The organism is Streptomyces sp. NPDC003077, from assembly GCF_040611095.1.
Classification (GTDB): Bacteria; Actinomycetota; Actinomycetes; order Streptomycetales; family Streptomycetaceae; genus Streptomyces.
In genome coordinates, this window is sequence record NZ_JBEXNM010000035.1 from 19,233 (window position 1) to 45,600 (window position 26,368).

Consider the following 26,368-nt stretch of genomic DNA (forward strand, 5'->3'; position numbering starts at 1 on the left):
GCGCGCGCCCACCCCTCCGCACGACACGCCCACCCCTCCGCACGACACGCCCACCCCTCCACACGACACGCCCACCCAACCGCAAACACGCCCACCCCTCCGCACCACACGCTCACCCATCCGCACGAGACGACGGAGCGATCCAGTGAGTCTTTACGGAGTGCAGAAAGCCGTGTTCGACGCCATCCGCGCGGGGAGCACCGGCGGCTGTGCCGGCGCGCCCGGCACGTCGGGGCAACTGACCGAGGCCGAGGCCGCCCTGCTCGAACGGCAGGACCTGCGCGGCCTGTTCACCGCCGGAGTCCACCCCGTACTGATCAACGCCTACGCCCGGTCCATCGGCAAGGCGCGCGACGAGTACCGGGAGATCCTGGCCGGCACCCTGGCGGAACAGAACCGGGAGGTCCGGTGGCGACGGTAACGGCGGCCTTCGCCGCCTCCCACGCGCCCATGATGCTGGCCGCCGCGGACAGCGCGCCGGCCGGGCAGCGGGACGCCTTCATGACCGGGCTGGAGCAGGCCGCCGCCCGCGTGCGCGCCTCCGGCGCCCAGGCCGTGATCATCCTGTCCAACGAGCACTTCACCAACTTCTTCCTGGAGAACTTCCCGCAGTGCTGCGTGGGGGTCGCCGAGGCGAACACCGGGCCGTCCGAACCCTGGCTGCCCATCCCCCGGCGCCCCGTGCCCGGCGCGCCGGACCTCGCCCACGGCCTCCTGACCGGCCTGAACGACCAGGGGCTCACCCCCTCGTTCTCGCAGCACCTGACGCTCGACCACGGGATCATGACGATCTACCACGCCATCGATCCCGACGGGCGCCTCCCGCTCGTCCCCGTCCTGCAGAACTGCGCGGTGCGTCCCATGCTGACGCTCCGCCAGTGGTTCGCGTTCGGGCGGCGGCTGCGCGCGGCGATCGAGGCGTGCACCGCCGTGGACCGGGTCGCCCTGGTCGCCGCCGGTGGCCTCTCGCACTGGATCGGCAACGAGCGGATCGGCGACATCGACGAGGACTTCGACCGCTGGTTCCTGGACCGCCTGGAGAAGAACACCTTCGACGACGTCCTGGACATGGACGACGACGAGCTGGAGCAGGCGGGCAACGGCGCCCACGAGATCCGCAGCTGGCTCACCCTGGCCGCCGCCGTGGACCGCCCGGCCCGCGTCCTGGCGTACGAGCCCATCCGCCCCTGGGTCACCGGCATGGGCGTGGCCGAGTACGACATGAGCGAGCCGGGGACGAGCCGGTGAGCCGCCTTTCCCCCGCGGCCTACGACATCCACGCCCACGCCATGCCCCTGCCCCTGCTGGAGCGGCTGGCCGCCCGGGGGCTGGCCGACCTGACCGGGCTCCCCGAGGGCGTGCTCCGGCTGGACCCCCGCGTCTCCGGCCTGGCCGACGACCGGGCCCCGATCCCCTGCCCGCCCGAGCAGTACGACATCGCCGCCCGCCTGGCCAGGATGGACCGCGAGGAGGTCGGCCGCCAGGCGGTCTCCCTGCCGCCGTTCCTCACCTGCGCCACCGCCGAGGACGCGCGCCTGGTGCGCGAGGTCGTCCGGGCCGGCAACGACGCCCTGGCCGAGTTCACCGCGCAGGCGCCCGATCGCCTCACCGCGCTCGGCGGCGCGCCCGTCGGCTTCCCGTTCGCCGCCGACGAGGCGCGCCGCTGCCTCGACGAACTCGGCACGCCGGGCATCGCCTGCGGCACCCAGGGGCAGCGGCGCGAGCTCGACGACCCGGTCAACGAGGACCTGTGGTCGCTGCTCGCCGCCCGCCGCGTCCTCACCTTCGTCCACCCCTCGTCCGCGCCCGGCCTGGACCGCATGACGGACCTGTGGCTCCCGCAACTGGTCGGTTACCCGATGGAGACGGCGCTGGCCGCCGCCCGGCTGGTGCTCGGCGGGGTGCTCGACCGCCACGACCTCGTGCTGTGCCTCGCGCACGGCGGCGGGTGCCTGCCCGCCCTGAGCGGGCGGCTGACCCTGGGCTGGGGGCGCAAGCCCCAGGCCCGCCGGACGGCGGTCGCGCCCGCCACCCGGATCGACGCCTTCTACTACGACACCGCCGTCTTCTCGGCCCCGATCCTGCGCGACCTGGTCGACCGGGTCGGCGCGGACCACGTCCTGCTCGGCACCGACACCCCCTTCGACCTCGCCGACACCACGCCACTGGCCACCGTGCGCGCCCTCGGCCTCGGCGAGGAGGAGAGCCGGCTGATCCTGCACGGCAACGCCGAACGCGCCCTGCACGCCCCCGTCCCGTCACCGGCCACGTGACCGGCGCCCCCTCCCGAGTACCGCACACCGAGTGAAAGAGTTCGTCACCTTGGAACGTTTATCCGGAACGGTGCCGGGGCCCGCGTGCTCAGCCACCACCAGCCCGCCGCGGCGGGCCGGCACCCAGACCGTCCTCAGTGCCATGACCCTGCGGAACGCGGACTTCGAGTACCGGGTCAAAGCGGCGTACCGGGCCGGTTTCGACGGCATCGGCCTGCGCGTCGGCGACTACCGGGAAGCCCGGGCCCAAGGCTGGTCGGACGACGGCATGAGAGGCCTGCTCGCCGAGTACGGCCTGCACGTCGCCGAAGTCGAACTGCTCCGCTCCTGGTGGACGGCGCCCTCGCCCGAGTCGGCACGCGAGGAGGACGACGCCTTCCGCATCGCCGACCTCTTCGGCGCCGGCCGCGTCAACGCCGGCCTCCCCGACGGCACGGCGGAAACGGACCTCGTCCGCGAGTACGTCCGGCTGTGCGCGCGGGCCGAGATCCACGGCCTGATGGTGCCGCTGGAGTTCATGCCCTACGGCGCCATCACCTCCCTCGCCCAGGCCCACCACATCGTGGAACGCGCCGACCGGCCCAACGGCGGACTGCTGATCGACACCTGGCACTGCCACCGCACCGGCGTGACCGCCGCGGACCTGGCCGCGCTGCCGCCCGAGCGGATCATCTCCGTCCAGATCTGCGACGCCCGGCCCGTCCCCCACCCGGACCTCCGCCACGAGGCCCGCCACCTGCGGCTCCTGCCCGGCGAGGGGGTGGCCGACATCGTCGGCGCCCTCCGGACGCTCGGCCGGTGCACGCGGGTCGCCGGGGTGTCGGTCGAGGTCATGTCCGACTCCCTCGACGGCATCCCGCCCGACACCGCCGCAGCCCTGGCCCGTTCGGCGGCCCAGGGCGTCCTCGACGAAAGCGACTGGACCTGATGGACGCCACCACCGTTCGCCCCGACGGCCTCTTCCCGGGCCTGGCCGAGGTCGAGCAGTACGCCGCCGCCCAGCAGCCCGACTGGGCGGACCACCCCGACCTCCCCGCCTGCCGCGCCCGGCTGAGCCGGACCGCCCCCCTGGTGGGAACGGACCAACTGGCCACCCTCACCCGGAGCCTGGCGCGCGTCGCCGCGGGCGAGGCCCACCTGCTGCAGGCCGGCGACTGCGCCGAGGACCTGCGCGAATGCGAGCCCCCGCACGTCCGCGCCAAGCTGGACACCCTCGAACACCTCGCCGACCTGCTGACCATCCGCACCGGCACCGAGGTCCTGCGCATCGGCCGGATCGGCGGGCAGTTCGGCAAACCGCGATCCGCCGACACCGAGATCCACGGCGGCCGGGTGCTCCCGGTCTTCCGCGGGCACATCGTCAACGGCGAGGCGCCCACCGAAGAGGCCCGGCGCCCCGACCCGCGCCGGATGCTGCTCGCCCACCGGGCCGCCGCCGCGGTCACCGAGCAGGTGGAGCGACGGCGCGCGGGCCTGGCCGCAGGGCCCTGGACCAGCCACGAGGCGCTCGTCATCGACTACGAGGCGGCGCTGCTGCGCACCGACCCGCGGACCGGGGACGCCTTCCTGGGCTCCACCCACCTGCCGTGGATCGGCGAGCGCACCCGCCAGGAGGACGGCGCGCACGTGCGGATGCTGGCCCGGGTGGTCAACCCCGTCGGCTGCAAGATCGGCCCCACCGCGTCCCCCGAGGCCGTGGTGCGGCTGTGCGCCCTGCTCGACCCCGAACGCGTCCCGGGCCGGCTCGTCCTGATCACCCGCATGGGACGGGACGCCGTCACCGAGCACCTCCCGGCCGTCGTCCGGGCGGTGGCCGCGGCGGGGCACCGGCCGGTGTGGGTCATCGACCCGATGCACGGCAACACCGTGCGCACCGGCGGCGGCCTCAAGACCCGCCGCCTGGCGGACATCGCCGCCGAGGCCGGGCGGGCCCGGAAGGTCCTGGAGAGCCAGGGACAGCACGCGGGCGGCCTCCACCTGGAGGTGGCCGCCGACTCCGTCACCGAGTGCCTGGGCGGCACGGTGACCACCGAGGAGGACCTGACCCGCCACCACACCACCCTGTGCGACCCGCGCCTGAACCCCGAACAGGCCGCCGAACTGCTGGAAGCGTGGTGAGTGCCGTGCCGCTGATCGAAGTGACGCTGGCCGAAGGACGCGAGCCGGAGCGGCTGCGCGCACTGATGCACCAGGTGCACGCGGCGGTGCGCGACACCCTGGGCGTGCCGGACGCGTCGATCCGGGTGATCGTCCGCGAGGTCCCGGCCACCCACTGGTCGGCGGGGGACGTGACCCTCGCCGAGCGCGCGGCGGAGCGGAGCGCAACGGTCGGGGAGGCGGCCGATGCCTGAGCGCCACGGCCCCGTCACGGGCGCCCGGTCCCTGATCCGCTCGCTGGAGGCGGTCGGAGCCGACACGGTGTTCGGCCTCCCCGGCGGCGCCATCCTCCCGGCGTACGACCCGCTGCTGGACTCCACGAAGGTCCGGCACGTCCTCGTCCGGCACGAGCAGGGCGCGGGGCACGCCGCCACCGGATACGCGCAGGCCACCGGCAAGGTCGGGGTGTGCATGGCGACGAGCGGCCCGGGCGCCACCAACCTCGTCACGCCGCTCGCCGACGCGCACATGGACTCCGTGCCGCTGGTCGCGATCACCGGGCAGGTCGCCTCCGCGGCGATCGGCACGGACGCGTTCCAGGAGGCGGACATCGTCGGCATCACCATGCCGATCACCAAGCACAGCTACCTGGTCACCGACCCCGACGAGATCCCGCGCGTGATCGCGCAGGCGTTCCACATCGCCTCCACCGGCCGCCCCGGCCCCGTCCTCGTCGACATCGCCAAGGACGCCCTCCAGGCACCGACCGCCTTCTCCTGGCCGCCCGCCATGGACCTGCTGGGCTACCGGCCGGTGACCAAGCCGCACGGCAAGCAGGTCCGCGACGCGGCCCGGCTGATCACCTCCGCCCGGCGCCCCGTCCTGTACGTCGGCGGCGGCGTCCTGAAGGCGGGGGCCGCGGCCGAGCTGCGGGAACTGGCGGAGCTGACCGGCGCGCCCGTCACCACCACCCTGATGGCGCTGGGCGCGTTCCCCGACACGCACCCGCAGCACCTGGGCATGCCCGGGATGCACGGCACCGTCGCCGCCGTCACCGCACTGCAGAAGGCGGACCTGCTCATCGCCCTCGGAACCCGGTTCGACGACCGCGTCACCGGAAAGCTGGACTCCTTCGCCCCGCACGCGAAGATCGTCCACGCGGACATCGACCCGGCCGAGATCGGCAAGAACCGCGCCGCCGACGTGCCGATCGTCGGGGATGCCCGCGAGGTCATCGCCGAGCTGATCCGGGCCGTGCGCAAGGAACACGGCGAGGGCCACCGGGGCGACCTCACCGCCTGGTGGCGGGACCTCGACCGGTGGCGCCGGACCTACCCGCTGGGTTACGACCGGCCCGAGGACGGTTCCCTGGCCCCGCAGCAGGTCATCGAGCGCATCGGCCGGCTCGCGCCCGAGGACACGATCTTCACGGCGGGGGTCGGCCAGCACCAGATGTGGGCCGCCCACTTCATCGCGTACGACAAACCGCGCACCTGGCTCAACTCCGGCGGCGCCGGGACCATGGGCTACGCGGTCCCGGCCGCCATGGGCGCCAAGGCGGGCGCGCCCGACCGCACCGTCTGGGCGATCGACGGCGACGGCTGCTTCCAGATGACCAACCAGGAACTCGTCACCTGCGCCCTGAACAACATCCCGATCAAGGTCGCCATCATCAACAACGGCGCCCTCGGGATGGTCCGCCAGTGGCAGAGCCTCTTCTACCACGACCGCTACTCCCACTCGACCCTCGACGGATCGACCGCGCGGCGCGGCACGCGGGTGCCCGACTTCGTCGCGCTCGCGGAGGCCATGGGGTGCGTGGGCCTGCGCTGCGAGGACCCCGCCGACCTGGACACGGTGATCGAGAAGGCGAACGCGATCAACGACCGCCCGGTCGTCGTCGACTTCATCGTCCACGGGGACGCGATGGTGTGGCCGATGGTCACGGCCGGCACCTCCAACGACGAGATCTTCTTCGCCCGGGACGTCCGCCCCGACTTCGGCGACCACGACGACTGAGCGAGGAAGGGCAACCGGACATGTCCCAGCACACGCTGTCCGTCCTGGTGGAGGACACGGCGGGAGCGCTGGCGCGGGTCGCCGCGCTGTTCGCCCGGCGCCGCTACCGCATCGCCGCGCTCACCGTCGCACCGACGGAGCGGCCGGGGTTCTCCCGCATGACCATCGTGGTGACGATCGAGAGCCGCCCGCTGGAGCAGGTCATCCGGCAACTCGGGAAGCTCGTCGACGTCTTGGAGGTGGAGGAGACCCCGCCGGCGACGTCTGGCGCGCCGGCCACTCAGGACGCCCCGCCCCGGACCGAAGCCGCATGACCCGTTCCCACCCCCAAAAGGAAGGGCCCCAAGTGGCCGAGCTGTTCTACGACGACGATGCCGACCTGTCCGTCATCCAGGGCCGCAAGGTCGCGGTCATCGGCTACGGAAGCCAGGGCCACGCCCACGCGCTGTCGCTGCGCGACTCGGGCGTCGATGTGCGCGTGGGTCTGCACGAGGGCTCGAAGTCCAAGGTGAGGGCCGAGGAGCAGGGCCTGCGCGTGGTCACCCCCGCCGAGGCCGCCGCCGAGGCCGACGTGATCATGATCCTGGTCCCGGACCCGATCCAGGCCAAGGTCTACGAGGAGTCCGTCAAGGAGCACCTCAAGGACGGCGACGCGCTGTTCTTCGGCCACGGCCTGAACATCCGCTACGGCTTCGTCAAGCCCCCGGCCGGTGTGGACGTCTGCATGGTCGCCCCCAAGGGCCCGGGCCACCTGGTGCGCCGTCAGTACGAGGAGGGCCGCGGCGTCCCGTGCGTCGCGGCCGTGGAGCAGGACGCCTCCGGCAGCGCCTTCGCGCTGGCGCTCTCCTACGCCAAGGCCATCGGCGGCACCCGGGCGGGCGTCATCAGGACGACGTTCACCGAGGAGACCGAGACCGACCTGTTCGGTGAGCAGGCGGTGCTCTGCGGCGGCGCGACGGCGCTGGTCAAGGCCGGGTTCGAGACGCTGGTGGAGGCCGGTTACCAGCCGGAGATCGCCTACTTCGAGTGCCTGCACGAGCTGAAACTCGTCACCGACCTGCTCTACGAGGGCGGCCTGGAACGGCTCCGCTGGTCGGTCTCCGAGACAGCCGAGTGGGGCGACTACGTCACCGGCCCGCGCATCGTCACCGACGCCACCAAGGCCGAGATGAGGAAGGTCCTCGCCGAGATCCAGGACGGCACCTTCGCCAGGAACTGGATGGACGAGTACCACGGCGGCCTGCGGCGCCGCGACACCTACCGGGAGGCCGAGGCCGGCCTCCTGCTGGAGACCACCGGCAAAGAGCTGCGCAAGCTCATGAGCTGGTTCGGCTAGAGAGAGAAGAACGACCATGCACATACCCGAAGCACGCGTCATCTGGATGGACGGGCAGCTGGTCCCGTGGGCGGACGCACAGGTGCACGTGCTCTCCCACGCGCTGCACTACGGAACCGGCGTGCTGGAGGGCACCCGGGTCTACGCCACGGCGGCCGGGCCCATGGCCTTCCGCCTGGAGGAGCACGTCCGCCGCCTGGAGCGCAGCGCCCGCATGCTCCGGCTGCCGCTGCCCTACGACCGGGCCGCCCTGCTCACCGCCTCCTCCGATCTGGTGCGGGAGAACGACCTGACCTCCTGCTACCTGCGCCACGCCGCCTTCTTCGGCTACGGGGTGATCGGCCTGGACACCCGGGAGGCGCCGGTGCGCACGGTGATCGCCGCCTGGGAGATGGGCAGTTACCTCGGTGCCGAGGGGGAGCGGCACGGCATCACGCTCGGCACCAGCTCCTGGCGGCGTAGCGACCCCAACGCGGCACCGACCGCGGCCAAGGCCACCGGCCCCTACCTCAACTCCGTCCTGGCCAAGCGCGAGGCACTGGAATCCGGTTACGACGAGGCGCTGCTGCTCAACCGCGACGGCTACGTCGCCGAATGCAGCGCGGAGAACGTCTTCGTCATCCGGGACGGCGCCGTCCTGACCCCGCCCTCAAGCGCCGGGGCGCTGGAGGGCATCACCGCGGACAGCGTGCGGACGCTCGCCGCGGACCTGGGCCACCGGGTGGAAGCCGTCAACCTGCTGCGGTCCGATCTCTACGCCGCCGACGAGGTGTTCGTCACCGGGACCGCCGCCGGGATCGTGCCGGTCCGCTCGCTGGACCGCCGGGACATCGGCGGGCCCGGCCCGGTCACCGAGCGGCTGCGGGAACTCCTCAACGCGGTCACCGCGGGCGAGGAACCCCGGTACAAGCACTGGTTGACGCCGGTCGGGTGAGGGGGGCCTTCCGAGCCGGCCACCGTCGGGGAGACGGCGGTGGCCGGTGGGCGGGGTGGAGGGGCGCCGGCCGGCTCCTCGGACGGGGCGTGGTCCGTCGAAGGCCGGGGGCCACGGCGTATGGACATCCGTCGGGAAGGGACCAGGAGGCACGGTGGGCCGACAGGCTCTGGCAGCGAGGCCGTTCACGCGGCGGACGGTCGCCGGGCTGACACGTCTCGCGCTCCCGGCGGCGGGCGGCGCGCCGCACCTGTGGTTCGCCTCTGCCGCGGACGCCCCGTGTGACGAGGCGTTGCTGGACGAACGGGAGCGGGCGCGGGCCGCGCGCATCGCCGGGCCCGGCCGCAGACGGGAGTACGTCGTCGCACACACGGCGTTGCGCCTGCTGCTGGGCGCCTACCTGCGGTGTCCGCCCGCCGCCGTGCGCCTGGTGCGGCACGGCTGCCCCTGCTGCGGCGAGCCGCACGGCAGACCGGCGGTGCCGGGCGACCCCGTGCACTTCTCGCTCAGCCACAGCGCGGGGGCCGCGCTGCTGGCGTTCGCCGCCGCGCCGGTCGGCACCGACCTCCAGGCCGTGCCCGGCCTGCGGACGGCCGACCGGGTCGCCGATCTGCTCACCGGCCGGGAGCGCCGGGAACTGACCGCCCGCGACCCGCGCACCCGGCCGGCGGCCTTCGCCCGGGTGTGGGCGCGCAAGGAGGCGTACCTCAAGGGGCTCGGCACCGGCCTGGGGCGGGACCCGTCCCGGGACCACCTCGGGGCGGGCCGGGTCCCGGTCGCGCCCGCCGGTTGGTGGGTCCGCGACGTCCGGACGGGAAGCGGCCACGCCGCCGCGGTCGCGGTGCGGACCTCGTCGGACACTCCGGCCGGGGTGACCACACAGGACAGGACCACACAGGACATGTGTACACACGGGGAGGGCCGTTGAACGGCGACCGGTCGGACAGCGTGGCGATCGTCGGCATGGCGGGCCGGTTCCCGAAGGCCCCGGACCTGGACGCCTTCTGGGACCTGCTGATCACCGGGGGCGACGCCATCGGGCCCGTGCCGCCGGACCGCTGGGACCCCGCCGAGGTGGTCGACCCGACCCGCGAGATCCAGGCGGTCGGCGGGTTCCTGGACGGCGTGGACCGGTTCGACGCGGCGTTCTTCGGCATCTCGCCCCGCGAGGCGGAGGTGCTGGACCCGCAGCAGCGGCTGATGCTGGAGACCGTCTGGCGCGCGCTGGAGGACGCCGGCACGCCCGCCCGCCAGGTACGCGGCACGCGGACGGGCGTGTACGTCGGCGGGCTCTGGCACGACTACGAGCTGCTGCGCAAGGATGCGGGCGCGGCGGCGACCCCGCACAGCATCGTCGGCAACTCCCTCGACATCGTCTCGTCCCGCGTGTCGTACTTCCTGGGGCTGACCGGCCCCAGCCTGACCGTCGAGAGCAGCTGCTCGTCCTCCCTGGTGGCGCTGCACCAGGCCTGCCAGGCGCTGCGGCACGGCGAGATCGAGGCGGCGCTGGTCGGCGGCGCCAACCTGATGCTGACCCCCGAGGTCACGGTGGGCCTCACGCACTTCGGCGGCCTCTCGCCCACCGGGCGCTGCCACGCCTTCGGCGCGTCCGCCGACGGCTTCGTCCGGGGGGAGGGCGTGGCAGCGGTGTACCTCAAGCCGCTGGAGCGGGCGGTGCGCGACGGCGACCGGGTGCGCGCCGTCATCGTCGCGAGCGCGGTCAACAACGACGGCGGCGGGGAGAGCCTGGTCACGCCCAATCCGGCGGCCCAGCGCGACCTGCTGCGGCGCGTGTACGACGGCGGCGCGGTGCCGCCGCACAAACTGGCCTACGTCGAGGCGCACGGCACCGGCACCGTGCGCGGCGACACCGCCGAGGCGGGCGCGCTCGGCGCGGTGCTGGGCCCCGGCCGTGCGGGGCGCCCCCTGCACATCGGCTCGGTGAAGACCAACATCGGCCACCTGGAACCGGCAGCGGGACTGGCCGGGCTCATCAAGTCCGTGCTGGCACTGGAACACGGCGTCGTCCCGCCGAGCCTGCACGCCGAACAGCTCAACCCCGCGATCGACTTCGACGGGCTGAACCTCGCCGTGACCCGCGCCCCGCTCGCGCTGGAGCCCGGTAGCCACATCGGGGTGAACTCCTTCGGCTGGGGCGGGACCAACGCGCATGTTGTGGTGAGCGGGCCGCCGTCGGTGGTGGCGGAGTCTGTGGTGGAGGACTCGGCTGGGTCCGGTTGGGGTGGGATGGACGGGGGCGCTGTGGTGACCGGCCCGCCCTCGGTGGCGCCGGAGGGCTCGGCCGGGCCTGGTTGGGGTGGGACGGACGGGCGCGTGGTGGTGAGCGGGCCGCTGTCGGTGGCGCCGGAGCCTGTGGTGGAGGACGCGGCGAGGTCTGAGCCAGAGGCAGCGGGCTCCGCCGAGCCCGGTCGGGGCGGGATGAACGGGCACGTGGTGCTGACCGGCCCGCCCCCGGCGAGGCCTGAGCCAGAGGCAGCGGACTCCGCCGAGCCGTTCCTGCTCCCGCTCAGCGCGCACGATCCGCGGGCACTGGCGCGGCGCGCGGAACAGGTACGGGAGCGGCTGGACGCCGGAGTGCCCGCACGGGAGATGGCGCGGGCGCTCGGGTCGTACGGCGACCACTTCCCCGAGCGGCGCGCGCTGCTCGGGCCCGAGCTGGTCGAGGTGGCCGCGGGCCGGGCGCGGGAGCGGGGCCGGGTCGCCTTCGTCTTCCCGGGGCAGGGCGCGCAGTGGGCGGGCATGGCCGCCGGCCTGTATGGGGGCAACGCCGCGTTCACCCGGGCCATGGACGACTGCGCGCGGGCGCTGTCGGCCCTGGTGCCCTGGGACGTGCGCGACCTGGTCACCGCCGCCGACCTCCCGTCGGCGGTGGACCGGGTGCAGCCCGCCCTGTGGGCCATGTCCGTCTCCCTGGCCGCGGCCTGGACGGAGGCGGGCGTCCGGCCGGACGTCGTGGTGGGGCACAGTCAGGGCGAGATCGCCGCGGCGACGGTCGCCGGCGCGCTCTCGATCGAGGACGGCGCACTCGTGGTGAGCCGACGCGGCGCCATCCTGAGGCAGGCCGCCGGACACGGCCGGATGCTCGCGGTGGACCTGGAACCCCACCGCGCGCGGCAGGCGCTCGAAGGCTTCGAGGGGCTGGTCGAACTGGCCGTGCACAACGGCCCACGGTCCTGCGTGCTGTCCGGCGACGCCGACGCGGTGCTGCTCCTCAAGGAGATCCTCGAAGCCGACGACGTGTTCTGCCGCCTGGTGGACGTCGACTACGGGTCGCACAGCCCCCAGATCGACCCCCTCGTGCCGGCCATCCGCGAGGCGCTGGCACCGGTGCGCCCCCAACAGGCGCACACGCCGCTGCTGTCCACCGTGCACCTGGACCGGCTCGACGGCACGGAGATGGACGCCGGGTACTGGGCGGCCAACCTGCGCGGTCAGGTGCGGTTCGCCGAGGCGGTGGACCGGCTGCTCGACGACGGGGTGACACACCTCGTCGAGGTCGGCCCGCACCCGGGGCTCGGCACCGCGCTCCGCCAGATCGGCGAGGCCCGCACCGTTCCGCCGGTCGTCCTGGGCACCCTGCGGCGCGGCGCGGGCACCCACGCCGACCTGCTCAAAGCCCTCGGCGAGGCGTACGTCTCGGGGCTCGACACCTGGGGGCCGCGACCGGCGCGCCGGCCCTCGGTGACCGTGCCGCCCTACCCGTTCCAGCACGAGCGGTACTGGATCGCGCCCGGCACCCGCACCGCGCCGAAGGGCGGCCGACTGGCACTGCCGCTCGCCCCGTCGACGGCGAACGGCCTGTGGGAGGGCACGGTCGAGCTGACGCTGCCGGGCCACCCCTGGCTGGCCGACCACCAGGTGCACGACACCCCCGTCTTCCCGGCGGGCGGCTACCTCGCGCTGGCGCACCACGCGCTGAGCGACCGCGCCGATGCGCCACTGGTGCTGCGGGACGTGGAACTGCCCGCGGCGCTGCCCCTGGGCGACGCACCGGTGAGACTCGCCGCCACCTGGCGCCCCGGCGCCGGCTCCGCGGGCGTCCTCACCTTCGCGTCGGCCACCGAGACCGGGTGGACGCGGCACTGCCGGGCCCTGGCCTCCTGGAACGCGGCAGCGCCCGCGGTGCCGGGCTTCCCGCACCGCCTGCTCGCCCAACCCGCCCTCGACGCCGAGGACTTCTACCGGCGCTGCGCGCGGCGGAACCTGCCGTACGGCCCGGCCTTCCGGTCCGTCACCGGCGGCCACGTCACAGAGGACGAAGCCCTGGTCGCGCTCGACCTTCCCCCGGGCAGCCCCTCCGGGAACGTGCCGGGCGCGCTGCACCCGGTGCTGTGGGACGGCATCCTGCAGGCCGCCCTCGCGGCGGGCGACGGGCCCTCCGTGCCGGTCGCGATCGGTGCCGCCTGGGTGACGGCGACCGGCGGCGGACGGCTGTGGGCGCACGCGCGGCGTACGGACACGGGGTTCGACCTCGCGGTGTACGGGGCGGATCACACGCCGGTCGGGCGGGTCGAAGGGCTGGTGCTGGCGGATGTGCCGGGGCGGGCGGCTCCGCAGGAGAGCGCGGGCAACGTCTATCGGATGGTCTTTGAGGCGCGCGAGCGGCAGGGCGGCGATGCCGGCACGGTGGCCGTCTGTGGGGGATGGGGGCCGCGTGATCGCGCGGGGGTGGACGCCGTTGCCGTCCGGGGTGGGCGGGAACCGGTGCCGGACGCGTGGAGGCCGGAGGATCTGGCCGGTGCGGAGGCCGGGAGCGTCTCCGGAGAGCGGGGTCCGCTGCCGCATGCGCGAGGGGCGGAGGATCTCACTGCGGCCGACACCGTGATCGTCCGCGACGAACGGGCCCTGCTACCCGACGCCCGAGGCCCCGAAGACCTCGCCGCCGCCGACACCGTCGTCTTCCTCGCCGCCGGGCAGGACCGGGCGGAGCTGACGGAGCTGACCGCGCTGATCCGGCGCTGCCTGGCGGAGAACCCGTCCGCCCGGCTGGTCGTGGTGGTGCGCGACGGCGCCCCGGAAGCCGGGCTGTACCCGGGCTTCGTGGCCGTCGTCCAGGCCGAGTACCCCCAGCTGAACGCACGGCTGATCGAGACCGACACGTTCGCGGCCGAGCTGGTGGCCGAACTCGCGGAGCCCGAGGACCGGGTCGTCCTGCGCGGTGGCGAACGGCTGGTCGGACGGCGGGTGCGCGGCGGCGGCCCGCAGACCCCCGCACCATGGCGCAACAGCAACAGCAACAGCAACAGCAACAGCAACAGCAACAACGACGGCGACAGGAACGGCAACGGCGACAACAACGGCAACAGGAACAGCAACAGGAACAGCAACGGCAACAGGAACGGCAACGGCGACGGGAACGACGGCAGGAACGACGGCAGGAACGGCAACGGCGACACCGCCACCCGCGCCCAGCCCTGGCGCCAGGGCATCGCCCGCCCCGGCGACCTCGGCTCGCTGTGCCGGTGGCCGCTGGACCGGCCGGTGCCCGCCGACGGACGGGTGGAGGTCGCCGTCGAGGCCGCGTCGCTCAACTTCATCGACGTGATGAAGGCGATGGGCGTCTACCCGGACGCCTCGCCCGACCGCGAGGTGCTGGGGCTGGAGTGCGCGGGCACGGTGACCGCCGTCGGGCCGGGCGTGAGCGGCGTCCGTGCCGGGGACCGGGTGGTCGCCTGCGGTTTCGGCGCGCTCGCCTCGCACGTCCTCGTGGACGCCCGGCACGTCGTACCGGTCCCCGCCGGGCTGACCGCGGCCCAAGCGGCGGCGCTGCCGATGGCCATGGTCACGGCCTGGTACGCGCTCGTCCACGTGGCCAGGACCGAGCCGGGGGAGACGGTGCTGATCCACTCGGCCGGCGGCGGCCTGGGCCTCGCCGCTCTCCAGGTGGCGCGGATGGCCGGCGCGCGGGTCGTCGCCACGGCGGGCACCGAGGACAAGCGCGCGTACCTGCGTCGGCTGGGCGTGGCGGACGTCTTCGACTCGCGCGGCCTGGACTGGGCGGCGGGCGTGCGCGCCGCGACGGGCGGGCGCGGCGTGGACGTCGTCCTCAATTCGCTGACGGGCGCGGCCATTCCGCTGGGCATGGACGTGCTCGCCGAGGGCGGCCGGTTCGTGGAGGTCGGCAAGCGCGACATCCACGCCGGGACCTCCGTGGACCTCGACGCGTTCCGCAAGTCCCTCACGTTCGCCGCGGTGGACGTCGCCGGGCTGCTGCGCCGCCGCCCGGAGCGGTTCGCGTCGGCCCTCAGGGCCGTGTGGGAGCTGGTGGAGAGCGGCGAGTTGACCCCGCTGCCCGTCCAGGAGCGGGCGTTCGCCGAGGCCGAGGAGGCGCTGCGCACCATGGCGCGCGGCGCGCACATCGGCAAGATCGTCCTCACCGGTCCGGCCGACCGTGCCACCGTCACGCCGCAGCCGCTGCCCGACGGCCGCTTCCGTGGGCACGGCACCTATCTGATCACCGGTGGCCTCGGCGCGCTGGGCCTCTCCCTGGCGGAGCATCTGGCGTCCTCCGGCGCCGGGGCGCTCGCCCTGCTCGGCCGGTCCGCGCCGGGCGACCCGGACCGCGTCGACGCGCTGCGCGCCCGCGGGATCCGGGTCGGCGTGTGGTCCGCGGACGTGGCCGACCGGCGGCGCATGCGGACCGTGCTGGACGAGATCAGGGCCGAGCTGCCCCCGCTGCGCGGCGTCTTCCACGCCGCCGGCGTCCTGGACGACGCGACCCTGCGCACCCTCGACGCCGACCGGATCGGGCGGGTGCTGCGGCCGAAGGCGGACGGCGCCCGGGTCCTGCACGAACTCACCGCCGGGGACGGACTGGACCTGTTCGTGCTGTTCTCCTCGGCGGCGGCGTTCGTCGGCACGGCCGGTCAGGCCGCGTACGCCGCCGCCAACAGCTCCCTCGACGCCCTGGCGCGGCAACGCCGCCGCGCCGGGCTCCCCGGGCTGAGCGTGCAGTGGGGACCGGTCGCCGAGGTCGGCCTCGCGGCGCGGGAGCGGGGACGCGGCGACCGGCTGGCCGACCGGGGCATGGGCGGCCTGACCACCGACGAGTGCTGGCAGGCACTGCGCACCTTCCTCCGGACGGACGAGGACGTGGTCGCCTACGTCGCGCTCGACCCCCAGCGGTGGCTGGAGACCTATCCCGCGACCGCCGCCCTGCCCAGCTGGCGGACGCTGGCGACGACCGCGGAGCGGCCCACGGCCGGGGCGGACCTGCGGGACGTGCCCGCGCGGCGGCGCCGCGAACTGGTGGCGGACGTGGTCCGGCGGGACGCCGCGCTGGTGCTGCGCATCGACCCGGAACGGCTGGCACCCGACGTCCCGCTCAAGGCGCTCGGCCTGGACTCGCTGATGTCCCTGGAACTGCGCAACCGGCTGGAATCCTCGCTGGGCCTGCGGCTGAGCCCGACGCTGCTGTGGAAGTACGGCAGCCTGACCCGCCTCGGCGACGCGCTGTCCGGCCTGCTCGACGGCGAGGCGGCGGGCGACCGTGGGTGACCGCCCGATCCTCGGCCGCGCGGACCTCCGCCTGCTGCTGACGGAGTACCTGCCGCACGTACGCGGCATCGACGTCGCCGAGGTCACGCCCGAGGGCGTGGTGTTCACGGCCGACCCGGCGGGCCTGTCGACGCGCCCCGGCGGCACGGTCTCCGGACCGGCGATCTTCGCCTTCGCGGACGTGTCGGCGTACCTGTCCGTCAGCGCCTATCTGGGCACGACGCCGGCGGCCACGCTGACCTCCAGCAGCATCAGCTTCCTGGAGGCCGTGGAGCCCCGGGAGTTGCGCGCCCGGATCACGGCCGTGCGGATCGGCCGCCGGACGGGCGTGTTCACCGCGCACGTCGAGGACGCCCAAGGGTGCGCCGTCGCCCTGGCGACCCTGCACTTCGCCTTTCCCGGGAGTCGGAGGCGGGGCGGGGGCGCGTGACGTCGATGTGTCGGCTTGCCGTTCCCGACGGGCCGTCGACCACCGCCCTCGGGCCCCACCACTCCACGTACGGCACAGCGGCAACCGCGTCCCCGGCTCACTTCCCGGTGCCCCCGAGGCCCCCGATGGCCCCGCTCAGTCCCCCAGCGCCCGAGCTGAGTGCACCACCCGCTCAATCCCCCAGCGCCCGGACCGAGTGCGCCACCCGCTCCCACGGATACCCCGGCAACGAGACCACCGCCCGCCCCGCCACCCCCTCCGGCGCGTCCTCCGCCGGATCGAGGAACCGCAGGCGCGGGTCCTCGGCACCGTCCGCCAGCGCCGTCAGGGCCCGCCGGGCCTCCTGGGGGTCGTCCGCCTTGATCCAGACGGCGTGGTCCAGGCGGGTCCGGCCGTGGGTCGCGGTGTACGCGAAGGCGGCGTAGTCGGCGTCGTCGGCGTGGTCGACGTCGGTCCTGCCGGAGAGCCACGCCGCGTACCGGGCGGCCAGGGCGCGCAGCGCCGGTTCCGTGTGCGCCGACACCAGGAAGCCGCTCACGGCGGCCCCGGGCATCGGCCGTGGGGGAGGAGCGTCCGGAGAGGAGAGCACGGCGTGGGCGTTGGTGCCGCTCATGCCGAACGAGCTGACGGCCGCGTACCGGCCCGCCGACGCCTCCCAGGGCACCGTCTCGGTCGGCACGGTCAGGCCGCTGTCGCCGAGGTCGATCCGCGGGTTCAGCGTCTCGAATCCCGCCTGCCGCGGGATCCGCCGCTTCCGCAGGCACAGCAGGGCCTTGATCAGCCCGAGCACGCCCGCGGCGGACTCGGCGTGCCCGAGGTTGGCCTTGACGGAGCCGACGTGCCACGTCCGGCCCGGGCTCCCCAACGCCGCACGCGCCGCCTCCAACTCGATGGGGTCGCCCAGCGGGGTGCCCGTGCCGTGGGCCTCCAGGTAGCCGATGTCGGCGGCGGTCAGTTCGGCGGCGGCCAGCACGGATGCGATCAGCCGCGTCTGCGCGAGCACGTTGGGCGCGGTGAAGCCGGAGGACCGGCCGTCCTGGTTGACGCCGGTGGCCTCGATCACTCCGAGGATCCGGTCCCCGTCGCGCTCCGCGTCGGCCAGCCGCTTCAGCACCACCACACCGCACCCCTCGCCGCGCACGAAGCCGTTGGCCCGCGCGTCGAACGGTCGGCACCGGCCGTCCGGGGACAGCGCCTGGGTGCGTTCGATCTCCGCCGTCGACCGTGGGGCGAGGACGAGGTTCACCCCGCCCGCGACGGCGATGTCGCAGTCCCCGGCGATCAGCGCGCGGCCGGCCGTGTGCACGGCGACCAGCGAGGACGAGCACGCCGTGTCGATCGCGACGGCCGGCCCCTCCAGCCCCAGGGCGTAGGCGATACGGCCCGCGGCGAAGCAGTGGCCGTTGCCGGTCAGCCAGAACGAGGACGGCTCGCCCGGCGCCCACAGCCGGTGGTCCTGCCCGGTGATGCCGACGAACACCCCGGTCGACGCGGCGACGGACGCGGGCGGGATGGCCGCGTCCTCGAACGCCTCCCACACCACTTCGAGCAGCAGACGGTGCTGCGGGTCCATGCTCCGCGCCTCCCGCGGGGAGATCCCGAAGAACTTCGCGTCGAACCCGAGGACGTCCTCCAGATAGCCGCCGCGGGCCGGCAACTCGTCCCAGCCGCCGGGGAACGCGCGGCGGCGCTGTTCGGGCACATCACCGGTGAGGTCGCGGCCCGCCTCCAGCGCCCGCCAGTACGCCTCGCGGTCGGCGATGCCGCCGGGCGCGCGCAGCCCCGTACCGACGACGGCGATCCGCCGCCCGGCCCGCAGGCCGTCCACCTGCGCGCGCAGCGACCGGATCGTCTCCATGGCACGGCGCAGCGGTCCGGCCGCCGTGTCCGTTTCCCCACTCGATAACGGTGACATCGAACGGGACGGTAGCAGCTCGCGGAGTTTCGCGAACGCGGTCGTTCCGAGATATGAGAAAGGCCGCGCCGAAACACGCGAAGGTGCTGCAAAACAATGGAACACGCCGGAAAGCGCGGCATTCCCACCCGCCGGGAAAGGCGGTGACGTGGCCCTTTTCCATTGAACGGAAAGGTGCGTTGACGGCCCGCCGCATACCGGGTTCCACTCGTGCCCACGGGGGTTCGAGCCATGCCCGGGTACCGCGATCGTCCGGTGCCGTGTGCTGTGCCGTGCTCCCGCGCTTCCCGTCGTGTGCGAGGAGGAGACGTCGCTTTGACGATCGCGGTATTGGAAGACGAAGAAGTCGTCGTGCGCACTCCGGAGGAATTCCACCGGATGCCCCGCGACTACCAGAAGATGCTGATCAGCCAGATCACCATCAACACCGAGGGCGAACTGTCCGGCGGGGACGACTACGCGTTGATGTTCCTGCCGCTGGCGCCGAGTTCGGAAGAGCGCCAGGTGTGTGCCGAGCGCGCCGCCGAGGAGTACGACCACTACAAGATCGGCAAACGGATTCTCGCCGACCTCGGTGTCGACACCACGTACATGGAGACCCAGCCGCTGTCCGAGCGCATGCTCTTCGCCGACGAGCGCATGCACACCTGCACCACCTGGGCCGAACGCGGCATCTACTCCTACATCGGCGAGGAGACCGCGATGGTGATGCTGCGCGAGTTCGCCGACAGCAGCTACAAGCCGTGGGCCGAGGCGGTTCGCACCATCATCCAGGACGAGAAGATCCACATCGCGCACGGCGCCCGCGTCTGCCGCAACCTCGCCGTCACCGACGAGGGCCGCGAGCAGCTCCAGGCCGCCCTCGACCGGCTGTGGCCGATGTTCGTCGGCATCTTCGGCAGCGCCAACACCAAGCGCTCCCGGCTCGCCGTGCGCTACGGCCTGCGCAAGACGACCAACGGCGAGGCCATCGCGCTGTGGCGGGAGAAGGTCGCCCCCCGCGTCGCCAACCTGGGACTGCGCGTCCCCGAATAGCCGCGGAGGCATCATGGCCGTACCGGTGCTCATCACGCCCCGTCCACCGTCCCGAGCCGAGTCCAAGGCACGGCTGCGCGCGCTGCTGGCCGACCGGCCGGACCTCGCCGCGCGCTTGAAGACCGTCCGCGCCATGGGCCGCCGGGTGCGCGCCTGCGAGGTGCACCTCACCACCGCCTGCAACATCCGCTGCAAGGGCTGCTGGTACTTCGAAGGCGGCTTCGACAGCGCCGTCAAGGAGACCTCGGACCCGGGGCTGATCCGTGCCTTCGCCGAGAAACTGGCCGCGGACGGCTACACCCAGGCCACGCTGATCGGCGGCGAACCGACCCTCGTATTGGACCGGGTCCGCCCGTTCGTGGAGACCCTGCCGTACATCACCCTCTCCACCAACGGCCTGCGCCCGCTGCCCCGCGAGGGCTTCGAGAACGTCGCCGTCGGCATCAGCCTCTTCGGCGGCGGCCCCCTCGACGACTCGCTGCGCGCCCACCGGCCCAACGGCTCGTCGTTCACGGGGCTGTTCGAGAAGGCGCTGCGGCACTACCGCGAGGACCCCCGCGTCACCTTCGTCTTCGCCCTCTCCGAAGACGGGCTGCGTTACGTCGAGCCGACGGTGCGCGCCATCCAGAACAACGGCAACCAGGTCACGTTCAACTTCTACAGCGAACACGGCTCGGACCACCCGCTGCGGATCGAGAACGAGAAGCGCACCCTCGCCGAGGCGCTGCGCGTCAAAGAGCGGTACCCGGACACGGTGGTCAGCCACCCGTACTTCATCGAGGCGCTGATCACCGGACGCGGCCACTGGGGCGGGCGGTTCGGCTACGACGTGTGCCCGAGCATCAGCGTCGACCTGCCCGAGCACGAGCAGCGGGTGCGCAACGGCAATCCGGTGCTGGACGGTTTCGCCGTCTACGGCGCGGACTACGAGACGCTGCAGTTCTGCTGCACCTCCGGCGACTGCGGAGGCTGCCGCGACAGCCAGGCCGTCTACAGCTGGCTGATGGTCAGCTTCCCCCGGTTCCTGGACGACGAGCGGCGGCTGGAGACCTGGATGGACCTGGCCGAGAGCTACTGGCGCCAGTGGTACTGGGCCCAGCACCACTCCCCGCACTTCAGCCGCTGACCCACCAGCACCGCGCCACCGGGCAAGCACCGTGCCTTCGGGCAAGCGCCGTGCCCCTGGGCAAGCACAACGCCTCCGCGCAAGGACAGTGCCTTCGGACAAGCACAACGCCCCCGGGCAAGCACCGTGCCTTCGCACAAGCACCGTGCCTCCGCGCAAGAACAGTGCCTCCACGCAAGAACAGCGCCCCCTCGTACAGAGCACCGTAAGGAGCGAACATGTCCGCGACCGTGACCGCAGAGGCCGTGCTGGACCTCATCCGCACCGAACTCGTCGACTCCGGGGTGGAGGAGGAGACGATCACCCCGGACGCCAAGTTCGACGACCTCGACATGGACTCGCTCGACGCGGCGGAGCTCATGGCCACGATCAAGCGCGAGTACGGCGTCACCATCCCGCGCGCCGAACTGGCCGACGTCACGGTGGGCGCGCTCGCCGCGACGGTCGTCGAGCAGGCCCGTCCTTGACGGTTCCGGTGGCGGTCACCGGCGTCGGCGCCGTCACCCCGCTCGGCGTCGGCGCCGCCGTCCTGGTCTCCCGCCTCTTCGCCGGGGAGAGCGGCCTATCGGACGGTGAGGGGCGCTGCGCGGAGTTCGACGCGGGGGAGTTCCTCACCCGGCGGGAGGCCAAGCGCGGCGCCCGGTTCGCGCAGCTCGCCCTCGTCGCCGCCGACGAGGCCGTCCGGCAGGCCGGGTGGCGGAACGGGCTCCCCTACCCGGCCGAGGACATCGTGTGCGTCGTCGGCACGGGGCTGGGCGGCGCCCCCGACGCACGGCACGGAACCGGCGCGACGCCGCTGACCGTGCCGCTGATGATGCCCAACAGCGCCGCGGCCGGCCTGTGCCTGCGCTACGGACTGCGCGGGGAGTCCTTCGCCACGTCGGGGGCGTGCGCCGCCGGGGCGCAGGCCATCGGGTTCGCCCTGGGCGCGATCCGGCGGGGGGAGGCCGCGGCGGCGGTCGCCGGCGGCGCCGAGGCCGCGTCGGTGCCGCTGGTCCGCTCGTCCTTCGCGCAGGCCGGAGCGCTGTCCCCGACCGGCCGCTGCGTGCCGTTCGGCGCGGACCGCGACGGCCTCGTGATGGGCGAGGGCGCGGGCATCCTCGTCCTGGAGAGCGTCGAGGGCGCCCGTGCGCGCGGCGCCGAGATCCTCGGCCTGATCCACGGGTACGGCGCGAGCTCCGACGCCCACCACCTCACCGCGCCCGCGCCCGACGGCACCGCCGCCGCGCACGCGATCCGCCGGGCCCTGGCCGACGCGGGCCGCGCGCCCGAAGACCTCCGCTACATCAACGCGCACGGCACCGGCACACCACTGAACGACGCGACCGAGATCCGCGCGCTGCGCCTGGCGCTGGGCGACGCGCTGGCCTCGATCCCGCTGTCCTCGACCAAGGCTGCGACCGGGCACCTCTTCGGCGCGGGCGGCGCCGTGGAGGCCGTCGTCACCCTGGCCGCGCTGCGCGACGGGGTCGCCCCTCCCACGTACGGCCTGACGAAACCGGACGAACGGCTCGGCGCACTCGACCACGTACGATCCGCGCGCGCCCTCCCACCCGGCCCGAATCCGAACGGCCCGAATCCGAACGGCCCGAATCCGAACGGCCCGACTCCGAACGGTCCGACTCCGAGCGGTCCGACTCCGAACGACCCGGCCTCGGACGACCCGGCCCCGAACGGTCCGAGCCCGAGCGGCCGGATCGGGCTGTCCGTCTCCCTGGGTTTCGGCGGGCACAACGCCGTTCTCGTCCTGGGGGCGCCGTGACCGGTTTCGACTTCGCGGGACGCCGCTACCTGGTGACCGGCGTGACGAACCAGGAGTCGATCGCCTGGCACGTCGCCGCCGCGCTCCAGCGGCACGGCGCCGAGATCGTGCTCGGCTCGTTCGGCCGGGCGGCGCGGATCACCCGGAAGGCCGCGGCCAGGCTTCCCGCCACCCCGGACGTCCTCGACCTCGACGTCACCGACGCCGCGGACCTCGCCGCGGCGGTCACCGACCTGCGCGAGCGGTGGGGAGCGCTCGACGGGGTCCTGCACAGCATCGCGTACGCGCCACCGGACGCCGTGAGCGGCGCGTTCCTCAGCACGCCCGCCGACCAAGCGCTCCACGGCTTCGAGGTCTCGGCGTACTCGCTGCAACGGCTCGCGGCCTCGTTCGCGCCGCTGCTCACCGCGGGGGAGCGGACCGGCGGCATCGTGGGGATCACGGTCGACAGCGCGCGTGCCCTGCCCGGGTACGACTGGATGGGCGTCTTCAAGGCGTCCCTGGAGGCGGTCGCCCGTTACCTCGCGATGCACCTCGGGCCGCGGGGCGTACGGGTCAACCTGGTGGCCGCCGGACCGCTGGAAACCCTGTCCGCGCGCGGGGTGAACACCTTCGACGCGCTCGCCGACCACTACGAGACCTGGGCGCCGCTCGGCTGGGACCGCACCGACCCCGGGCAGGTCGTCGGCGCGGTGCTGTTCCTCCTCTCCGACCTGGCCGCGCACACCACGGGCCAGGTCCTGCACGCCGACGGCGGACTGCACGCCGTCACCGGAGGAATCGGCGAACCACCCCGCCGACTCCCGCGCGACTCCTGACGATCCACCCGCCAATGACGCCTCTCGCCAATGACGATCCCCCGCCGATGACGCCCCCGCGATGACGGTCCCCCGTCAATGAGGACCCCCTCGCCAATTCCCTTCACGGCCGACGAAAGCCCAGGTCAGCAGGGCTTTTCCGGACGACATCCCGCGTCGCGTCCCGCTAACGACCGCTAACATGACGATCCGGCCTGACCACCCGTCGGGCCGTCTTTCCGTGATGACGCCGTGATGACGCGAGGAATTGGCGATGAGCGTTGGTTTTCCCCTGTCCCGAACGACGCGCCCCCTGCCGGAAGCCGAGCGCACGGCGGTACTTTCCGACCCGGGTTTCGGCCGGCACTTCACCGACCACATGGCGTCGGCCACCTGGACCCCGGAGGACGGCTGGCACGACCGGAAGGTCGGCCCGATGGAACCCTTCACCCTCCACCCGAGCGCCGCCGTCCTGCACTACGCGCAGGAGATCTTCGAGGGACTGAAGGCCTACCGCCACGCCGACGGCAGCGTCTGGCTGTTCCGACCAGAGGCAAACGCCGCCCGCTTCGCCCGTTCCGCGAAGCGGCTCGCCCTGCCCGAGCTGCCGGAGGAGGACTTCCTCGCCAGCGTGGAGGACCTGATCCGGGCCGACGAGGCGTGGGTCCCGGCGTCCGACGGTGAGAAGTCGCTCTACATACGCCCGTTCATGTTCGCCTCCGAGGCCTTCCTCGGCGTACGGCCCGCCCACCGGGTCGTCTACTCGGTGATCGCCAGCCCGGCCGGCCCGTACTTCGCCTCCGGCGTCACGGGCGTCACCCTGTGGGTGAGCGACCGGTACACCCGCGCGTCCGAGGGCGGCACCGGCGCCGCCAAGTGCGGGGGCAACTACGCGGCGAGCCTGGCCGCGCACCTTGAGGCCCAGGAGCACGGCTGCGACCAGGTGATGTACCTGGACAGCGCGGGCCGGGGCACGCTGGAGGAGTCCGGCACGATGAACTTGTGCCTGATCACCTCGGACGGCGAGCTCGTGACGCCCGAACTCGGCACCATCCTGGAGGGCGTCACCCGCGACACCGTCCTCGCGCTGGCCCCGGAATGCGGCCTGACCCCGGTGGAACGGCGGATCACCCTGGACGAGCTGCGCTCCGGAGCCGCCGACGGCACCATCACCGAGGTGTTCGCCGCGGGCACCGCCGCGGTGGTCACCCCCATCGTCGGCTTCAAGGGCGACGGCTACGCCTTCACCATCGCGGGCGGCGCACCCGGCAAGCACACCCTGGCCCTGCGCGACCACGTACTGGACATCCAGTACGGCCGCACGGAGGACCGGCACGGCTGGCTGCGCCGCGTGCTCTGACGCCGGGCGGCGGGGGGCCGTTCTTTCGATGCGGGGCGCCGGGGGATTGGCGCCCCGCATCGCCTCCGGCGCCCCGCCCGATGAAGCACTGCCCCGTCCATGCCCGCGCCAACATGCCATCGCAAGCGACGAGTTGATGTCCCGGCCGACCCAACTGGGCTGCCCTCATAGTGCATCAGGTCGTCGCTGTCTGTGGATCAGCGGGCATCATCACTCCTTCGTATGAAATACGGGCCACTGGCGAGGGATGGGTCGACGGAACAGGAGTCCTCGCCCGCGCGGATCGATTCACTGGTTGCTCCCGAACGATCAGACGATCGTACGTATCGGCACGGGAGCATGGGAGTAGTGAACATGCCTGCGCAGGACGAAGGATTCGACCCCACCGTCACCGGACCGCCCGGTCAGCGCCATACGGTCGGATGGGAGGACGCCGCCCTCCTCGCCGTGGGGATCGCCGATCTCGTATTCGAACGACTGCGTCACGCCGCGGACCGGGGCCAGCTGCTGCTGCGCCGTTCCGACCTGCGTGACCTGCTCGCGGACGGCATGAGCGAGCTGCGCGCCCGAGGGGAGCTCGCCTCCCGGCGCGTCACGCCGAGCACCGAGAACTACCTGGAGGTGATGGCCCGCCGCGCGGTGAAGCGGGCCGGGCCGGCCGACGACTCCGGGCCGGCCCATGCATGACGCGACGGGATTCAAGCAACGCGTCGACACCTACCTGCGCCGGCTGGCCGACGAGGAGGAAGCCGAGCTGCTGCGCCTGTCCGGCGAACTCGTCCCGCTGTGCGTGCAGTTGCGCAGGTCGCTGACGAGCGGGAAGCGGCTGCGCGCCGCCTTCCTGTACTGGGGCTGGCGGGCCTCCGGGCAGCCGGACTGCGACGGGGTGATCAAGGCCGCGGCGGCCATGGAGCTGGTGCACGCGGCGGCGTGCACGCACGACGACATCATCGACGACAGCCGGTTGCGGCACGGCCTGCCGACCGCCCATGTCGCCTTCGCCGACGGCGGTGTCCGCATGGGGGGCACCGCCGTCGAGCAGCCCGGCGGGATCCGTCAGGACCGGTGCGCCGGGCTCGCCATGATGCTGGGCGATCTGCTGATGGGGTACGCGGGGAAGGTCTTCGCCACCTGCGGCCTGCCCGGTGCGTATGTGGCGCGGACGGTGCCCCTGTGGTCCGCGCTGCTGCGCGAGACCATCGCGGGGGAGTTCCTGGAAGTCCTGCGCACGGGGAACGCCGTGCCCGGTGTCGCCGAATCCCTGGAGGTCGCCCGGTACAAGACGGCCAAGTACACCGTGGAGCGGCCCCTGCACCTGGGCGCCACGCTCGGCGGCGCCTCCCGCGACGTACTCGCCGCCTTCACCGCCTACGGGCTGCCGCTGGGGGAGGCCTTCCAGCTCCGCGACGACCTGCTGGGCACCTTCGGCGACCCGGCGCGCACCGGCAAATCCAACCTGGACGACCTGCGGGACAGGAAACCCACCGCGCTCCTCGCCCTGACCGTCTCCCTCCTCACCCCGGAGGACGGGCGGCTGCTGACGAAGACCCTGGCCGGGCCGCGCCTGGACGAGTCCGGCGCGGCGCTCGTGCGGGAGCTGATGGAGCACAGCGGCGCGCGCCGGCGCGTCGAGGACATGATCGAGGAGCGGATCGCGCGGGCCCGCGCGGCGCTGGACTCCGTGGCACTGCCGGCGGACGCGCGCGCGGCGCTCGGCGCACTGGCGACCTCGGCAGCCGACCGGACCCTGTGAGAGCGACGAAAGA

Annotated in this window: 22 protein-coding genes; 21 read left to right on the top strand and 1 reads right to left on the bottom strand. The window is 73.6% G+C overall.

All coding sequences use genetic code 11. The features are described 5' to 3' along the window. The first annotated feature begins 145 nt into the window (after window positions 1–145). From ABZX96_RS22515 to ABZX96_RS22575, 13 genes are all read left to right on the top strand, one after another. Window positions 146–421, top strand: coding sequence for a hypothetical protein (locus ABZX96_RS22515; protein ID WP_355547129.1), 276 nt, complete (start codon window positions 146–148; stop codon window positions 419–421). Continuing rightward, a complete protein-coding gene (locus tag ABZX96_RS22520; RefSeq protein ID WP_355547131.1) occupies window positions 409–1,248 on the top strand; it encodes a hypothetical protein in 840 nt (279 codons plus the stop codon). Before ABZX96_RS22515 ends, ABZX96_RS22520 begins: the two co-directional genes overlap by 13 nt. Beyond that, complete coding sequence (locus tag ABZX96_RS22525) at window positions 1,245–2,273, top strand: amidohydrolase family protein (protein WP_355547133.1); 1,029 nt, start codon at window positions 1,245–1,247, stop codon at window positions 2,271–2,273. The genes ABZX96_RS22520 and ABZX96_RS22525 overlap by 4 nt, the downstream gene beginning before the upstream one ends. Before the next feature lie 142 nt (window positions 2,274–2,415). Further along, a complete protein-coding gene (locus ABZX96_RS22530) occupies window positions 2,416–3,201 on the top strand; it encodes a sugar phosphate isomerase/epimerase (protein WP_355547135.1) in 786 nt (261 codons plus the stop codon). Next, a complete protein-coding gene (locus ABZX96_RS22535) occupies window positions 3,201–4,391 on the top strand; it encodes a 3-deoxy-7-phosphoheptulonate synthase (RefSeq protein ID WP_355547136.1) in 1,191 nt (396 codons plus the stop codon). Before ABZX96_RS22530 ends, ABZX96_RS22535 begins: the two co-directional genes overlap by 1 nt. A 5-nt stretch (window positions 4,392–4,396) precedes the next feature. Beyond that, window positions 4,397–4,624: a tautomerase family protein gene (locus ABZX96_RS22540; RefSeq protein ID WP_355547138.1), complete on the top strand. Its 228-nt coding sequence runs from the start codon at window positions 4,397–4,399 to the stop codon at window positions 4,622–4,624. Next, the gene (locus tag ABZX96_RS22545) at window positions 4,617–6,389 is read left to right on the top strand and encodes an acetolactate synthase large subunit (RefSeq protein WP_355547140.1); all 1,773 of its coding nucleotides are present in this window, start codon (window positions 4,617–4,619) and stop codon (window positions 6,387–6,389) included. Before ABZX96_RS22540 ends, ABZX96_RS22545 begins: the two co-directional genes overlap by 8 nt. Before the next feature lie 20 nt (window positions 6,390–6,409). Further along, window positions 6,410–6,703, top strand: a complete 294-nt coding sequence (gene ilvN / locus ABZX96_RS22550) for an acetolactate synthase small subunit (protein ID WP_355547142.1) — start codon at window positions 6,410–6,412, stop codon at window positions 6,701–6,703. A gap of 32 nt (window positions 6,704–6,735) precedes the next feature. Then, complete coding sequence (gene ilvC / locus ABZX96_RS22555) at window positions 6,736–7,725, top strand: ketol-acid reductoisomerase (protein ID WP_355547144.1); 990 nt, start codon at window positions 6,736–6,738, stop codon at window positions 7,723–7,725. Window positions 7,726–7,741: 16 nt separating this feature from the next. After that, entirely contained in the window at window positions 7,742–8,659 is a 918-nt protein-coding gene (locus ABZX96_RS22560; protein ID WP_355547146.1) for a branched-chain amino acid transaminase, read from the top strand. Between the two features lie 154 nt (window positions 8,660–8,813). Next, window positions 8,814–9,587: a 4'-phosphopantetheinyl transferase superfamily protein gene (locus ABZX96_RS22565; RefSeq protein ID WP_355547148.1), complete on the top strand. Its 774-nt coding sequence runs from the start codon at window positions 8,814–8,816 to the stop codon at window positions 9,585–9,587. Beyond that, entirely contained in the window at window positions 9,584–16,177 is a 6,594-nt protein-coding gene (locus tag ABZX96_RS22570) for a type I polyketide synthase (RefSeq protein WP_355547150.1), read from the top strand. Before ABZX96_RS22565 ends, ABZX96_RS22570 begins: the two co-directional genes overlap by 4 nt. Then, window positions 16,170–16,607 (top strand): PaaI family thioesterase, encoded by a 438-nt coding sequence (locus tag ABZX96_RS22575; protein ID WP_355547152.1) that lies wholly within the window; start codon window positions 16,170–16,172, stop codon window positions 16,605–16,607. The genes ABZX96_RS22570 and ABZX96_RS22575 overlap by 8 nt, the downstream gene beginning before the upstream one ends. A 172-nt stretch (window positions 16,608–16,779) precedes the next feature. On the opposite strand, the gene ABZX96_RS22580 is transcribed toward ABZX96_RS22575, so the two are convergent. Continuing rightward, complete coding sequence (locus tag ABZX96_RS22580) at window positions 16,780–18,522, bottom strand: polyketide synthase (protein ID WP_355547154.1); 1,743 nt, start codon at window positions 18,520–18,522, stop codon at window positions 16,780–16,782. A gap of 315 nt (window positions 18,523–18,837) precedes the next feature. Here ABZX96_RS22580 and ABZX96_RS22585 point away from each other — a divergent pair, with 315 nt between their 5' ends. From ABZX96_RS22585 to ABZX96_RS22620, 8 genes are all read left to right on the top strand, one after another. Continuing rightward, window positions 18,838–19,557 carry a Phenylacetic acid catabolic protein gene (locus ABZX96_RS22585; protein ID WP_355547156.1) on the top strand — a complete coding sequence of 240 codons (720 nt, stop codon included), beginning with the start codon at window positions 18,838–18,840 and terminating at the stop codon, window positions 19,555–19,557. 13 nt (window positions 19,558–19,570) lie between these two features. Beyond that, on the top strand, window positions 19,571–20,683 hold the full coding sequence (locus tag ABZX96_RS22590; RefSeq protein WP_355547158.1) for a radical SAM protein: 1,113 nt from the start codon (window positions 19,571–19,573) through the stop codon (window positions 20,681–20,683). A 218-nt stretch (window positions 20,684–20,901) separates the two neighbouring features. Next, window positions 20,902–21,150 carry an acyl carrier protein gene (locus ABZX96_RS22595; RefSeq protein WP_355547160.1) on the top strand — a complete coding sequence of 83 codons (249 nt, stop codon included), beginning with the start codon at window positions 20,902–20,904 and terminating at the stop codon, window positions 21,148–21,150. Beyond that, window positions 21,147–22,445: a beta-ketoacyl-[acyl-carrier-protein] synthase family protein gene (locus ABZX96_RS22600; RefSeq protein ID WP_355547162.1), complete on the top strand. Its 1,299-nt coding sequence runs from the start codon at window positions 21,147–21,149 to the stop codon at window positions 22,443–22,445. Before ABZX96_RS22595 ends, ABZX96_RS22600 begins: the two co-directional genes overlap by 4 nt. Beyond that, window positions 22,442–23,263 (top strand): enoyl-ACP reductase FabI, encoded by an 822-nt coding sequence (gene fabI, locus ABZX96_RS22605; protein ID WP_355547164.1) that lies wholly within the window; start codon window positions 22,442–22,444, stop codon window positions 23,261–23,263. The genes ABZX96_RS22600 and fabI overlap by 4 nt, the downstream gene beginning before the upstream one ends. Window positions 23,264–23,516: 253 nt before the next feature. Next, window positions 23,517–24,602 carry a branched-chain amino acid aminotransferase gene (locus ABZX96_RS22610; protein ID WP_355547166.1) on the top strand — a complete coding sequence of 362 codons (1,086 nt, stop codon included), beginning with the start codon at window positions 23,517–23,519 and terminating at the stop codon, window positions 24,600–24,602. Between the two features lie 354 nt (window positions 24,603–24,956). After that, the gene (locus ABZX96_RS22615) at window positions 24,957–25,289 is read left to right on the top strand and encodes a polyprenyl synthetase (RefSeq protein WP_355547168.1); all 333 of its coding nucleotides are present in this window, start codon (window positions 24,957–24,959) and stop codon (window positions 25,287–25,289) included. Beyond that, on the top strand, window positions 25,282–26,355 hold the full coding sequence (locus ABZX96_RS22620) for a polyprenyl synthetase family protein (protein ID WP_355547170.1): 1,074 nt from the start codon (window positions 25,282–25,284) through the stop codon (window positions 26,353–26,355). Before ABZX96_RS22615 ends, ABZX96_RS22620 begins: the two co-directional genes overlap by 8 nt. Window positions 26,356–26,368 lie beyond the last annotated feature (13 nt).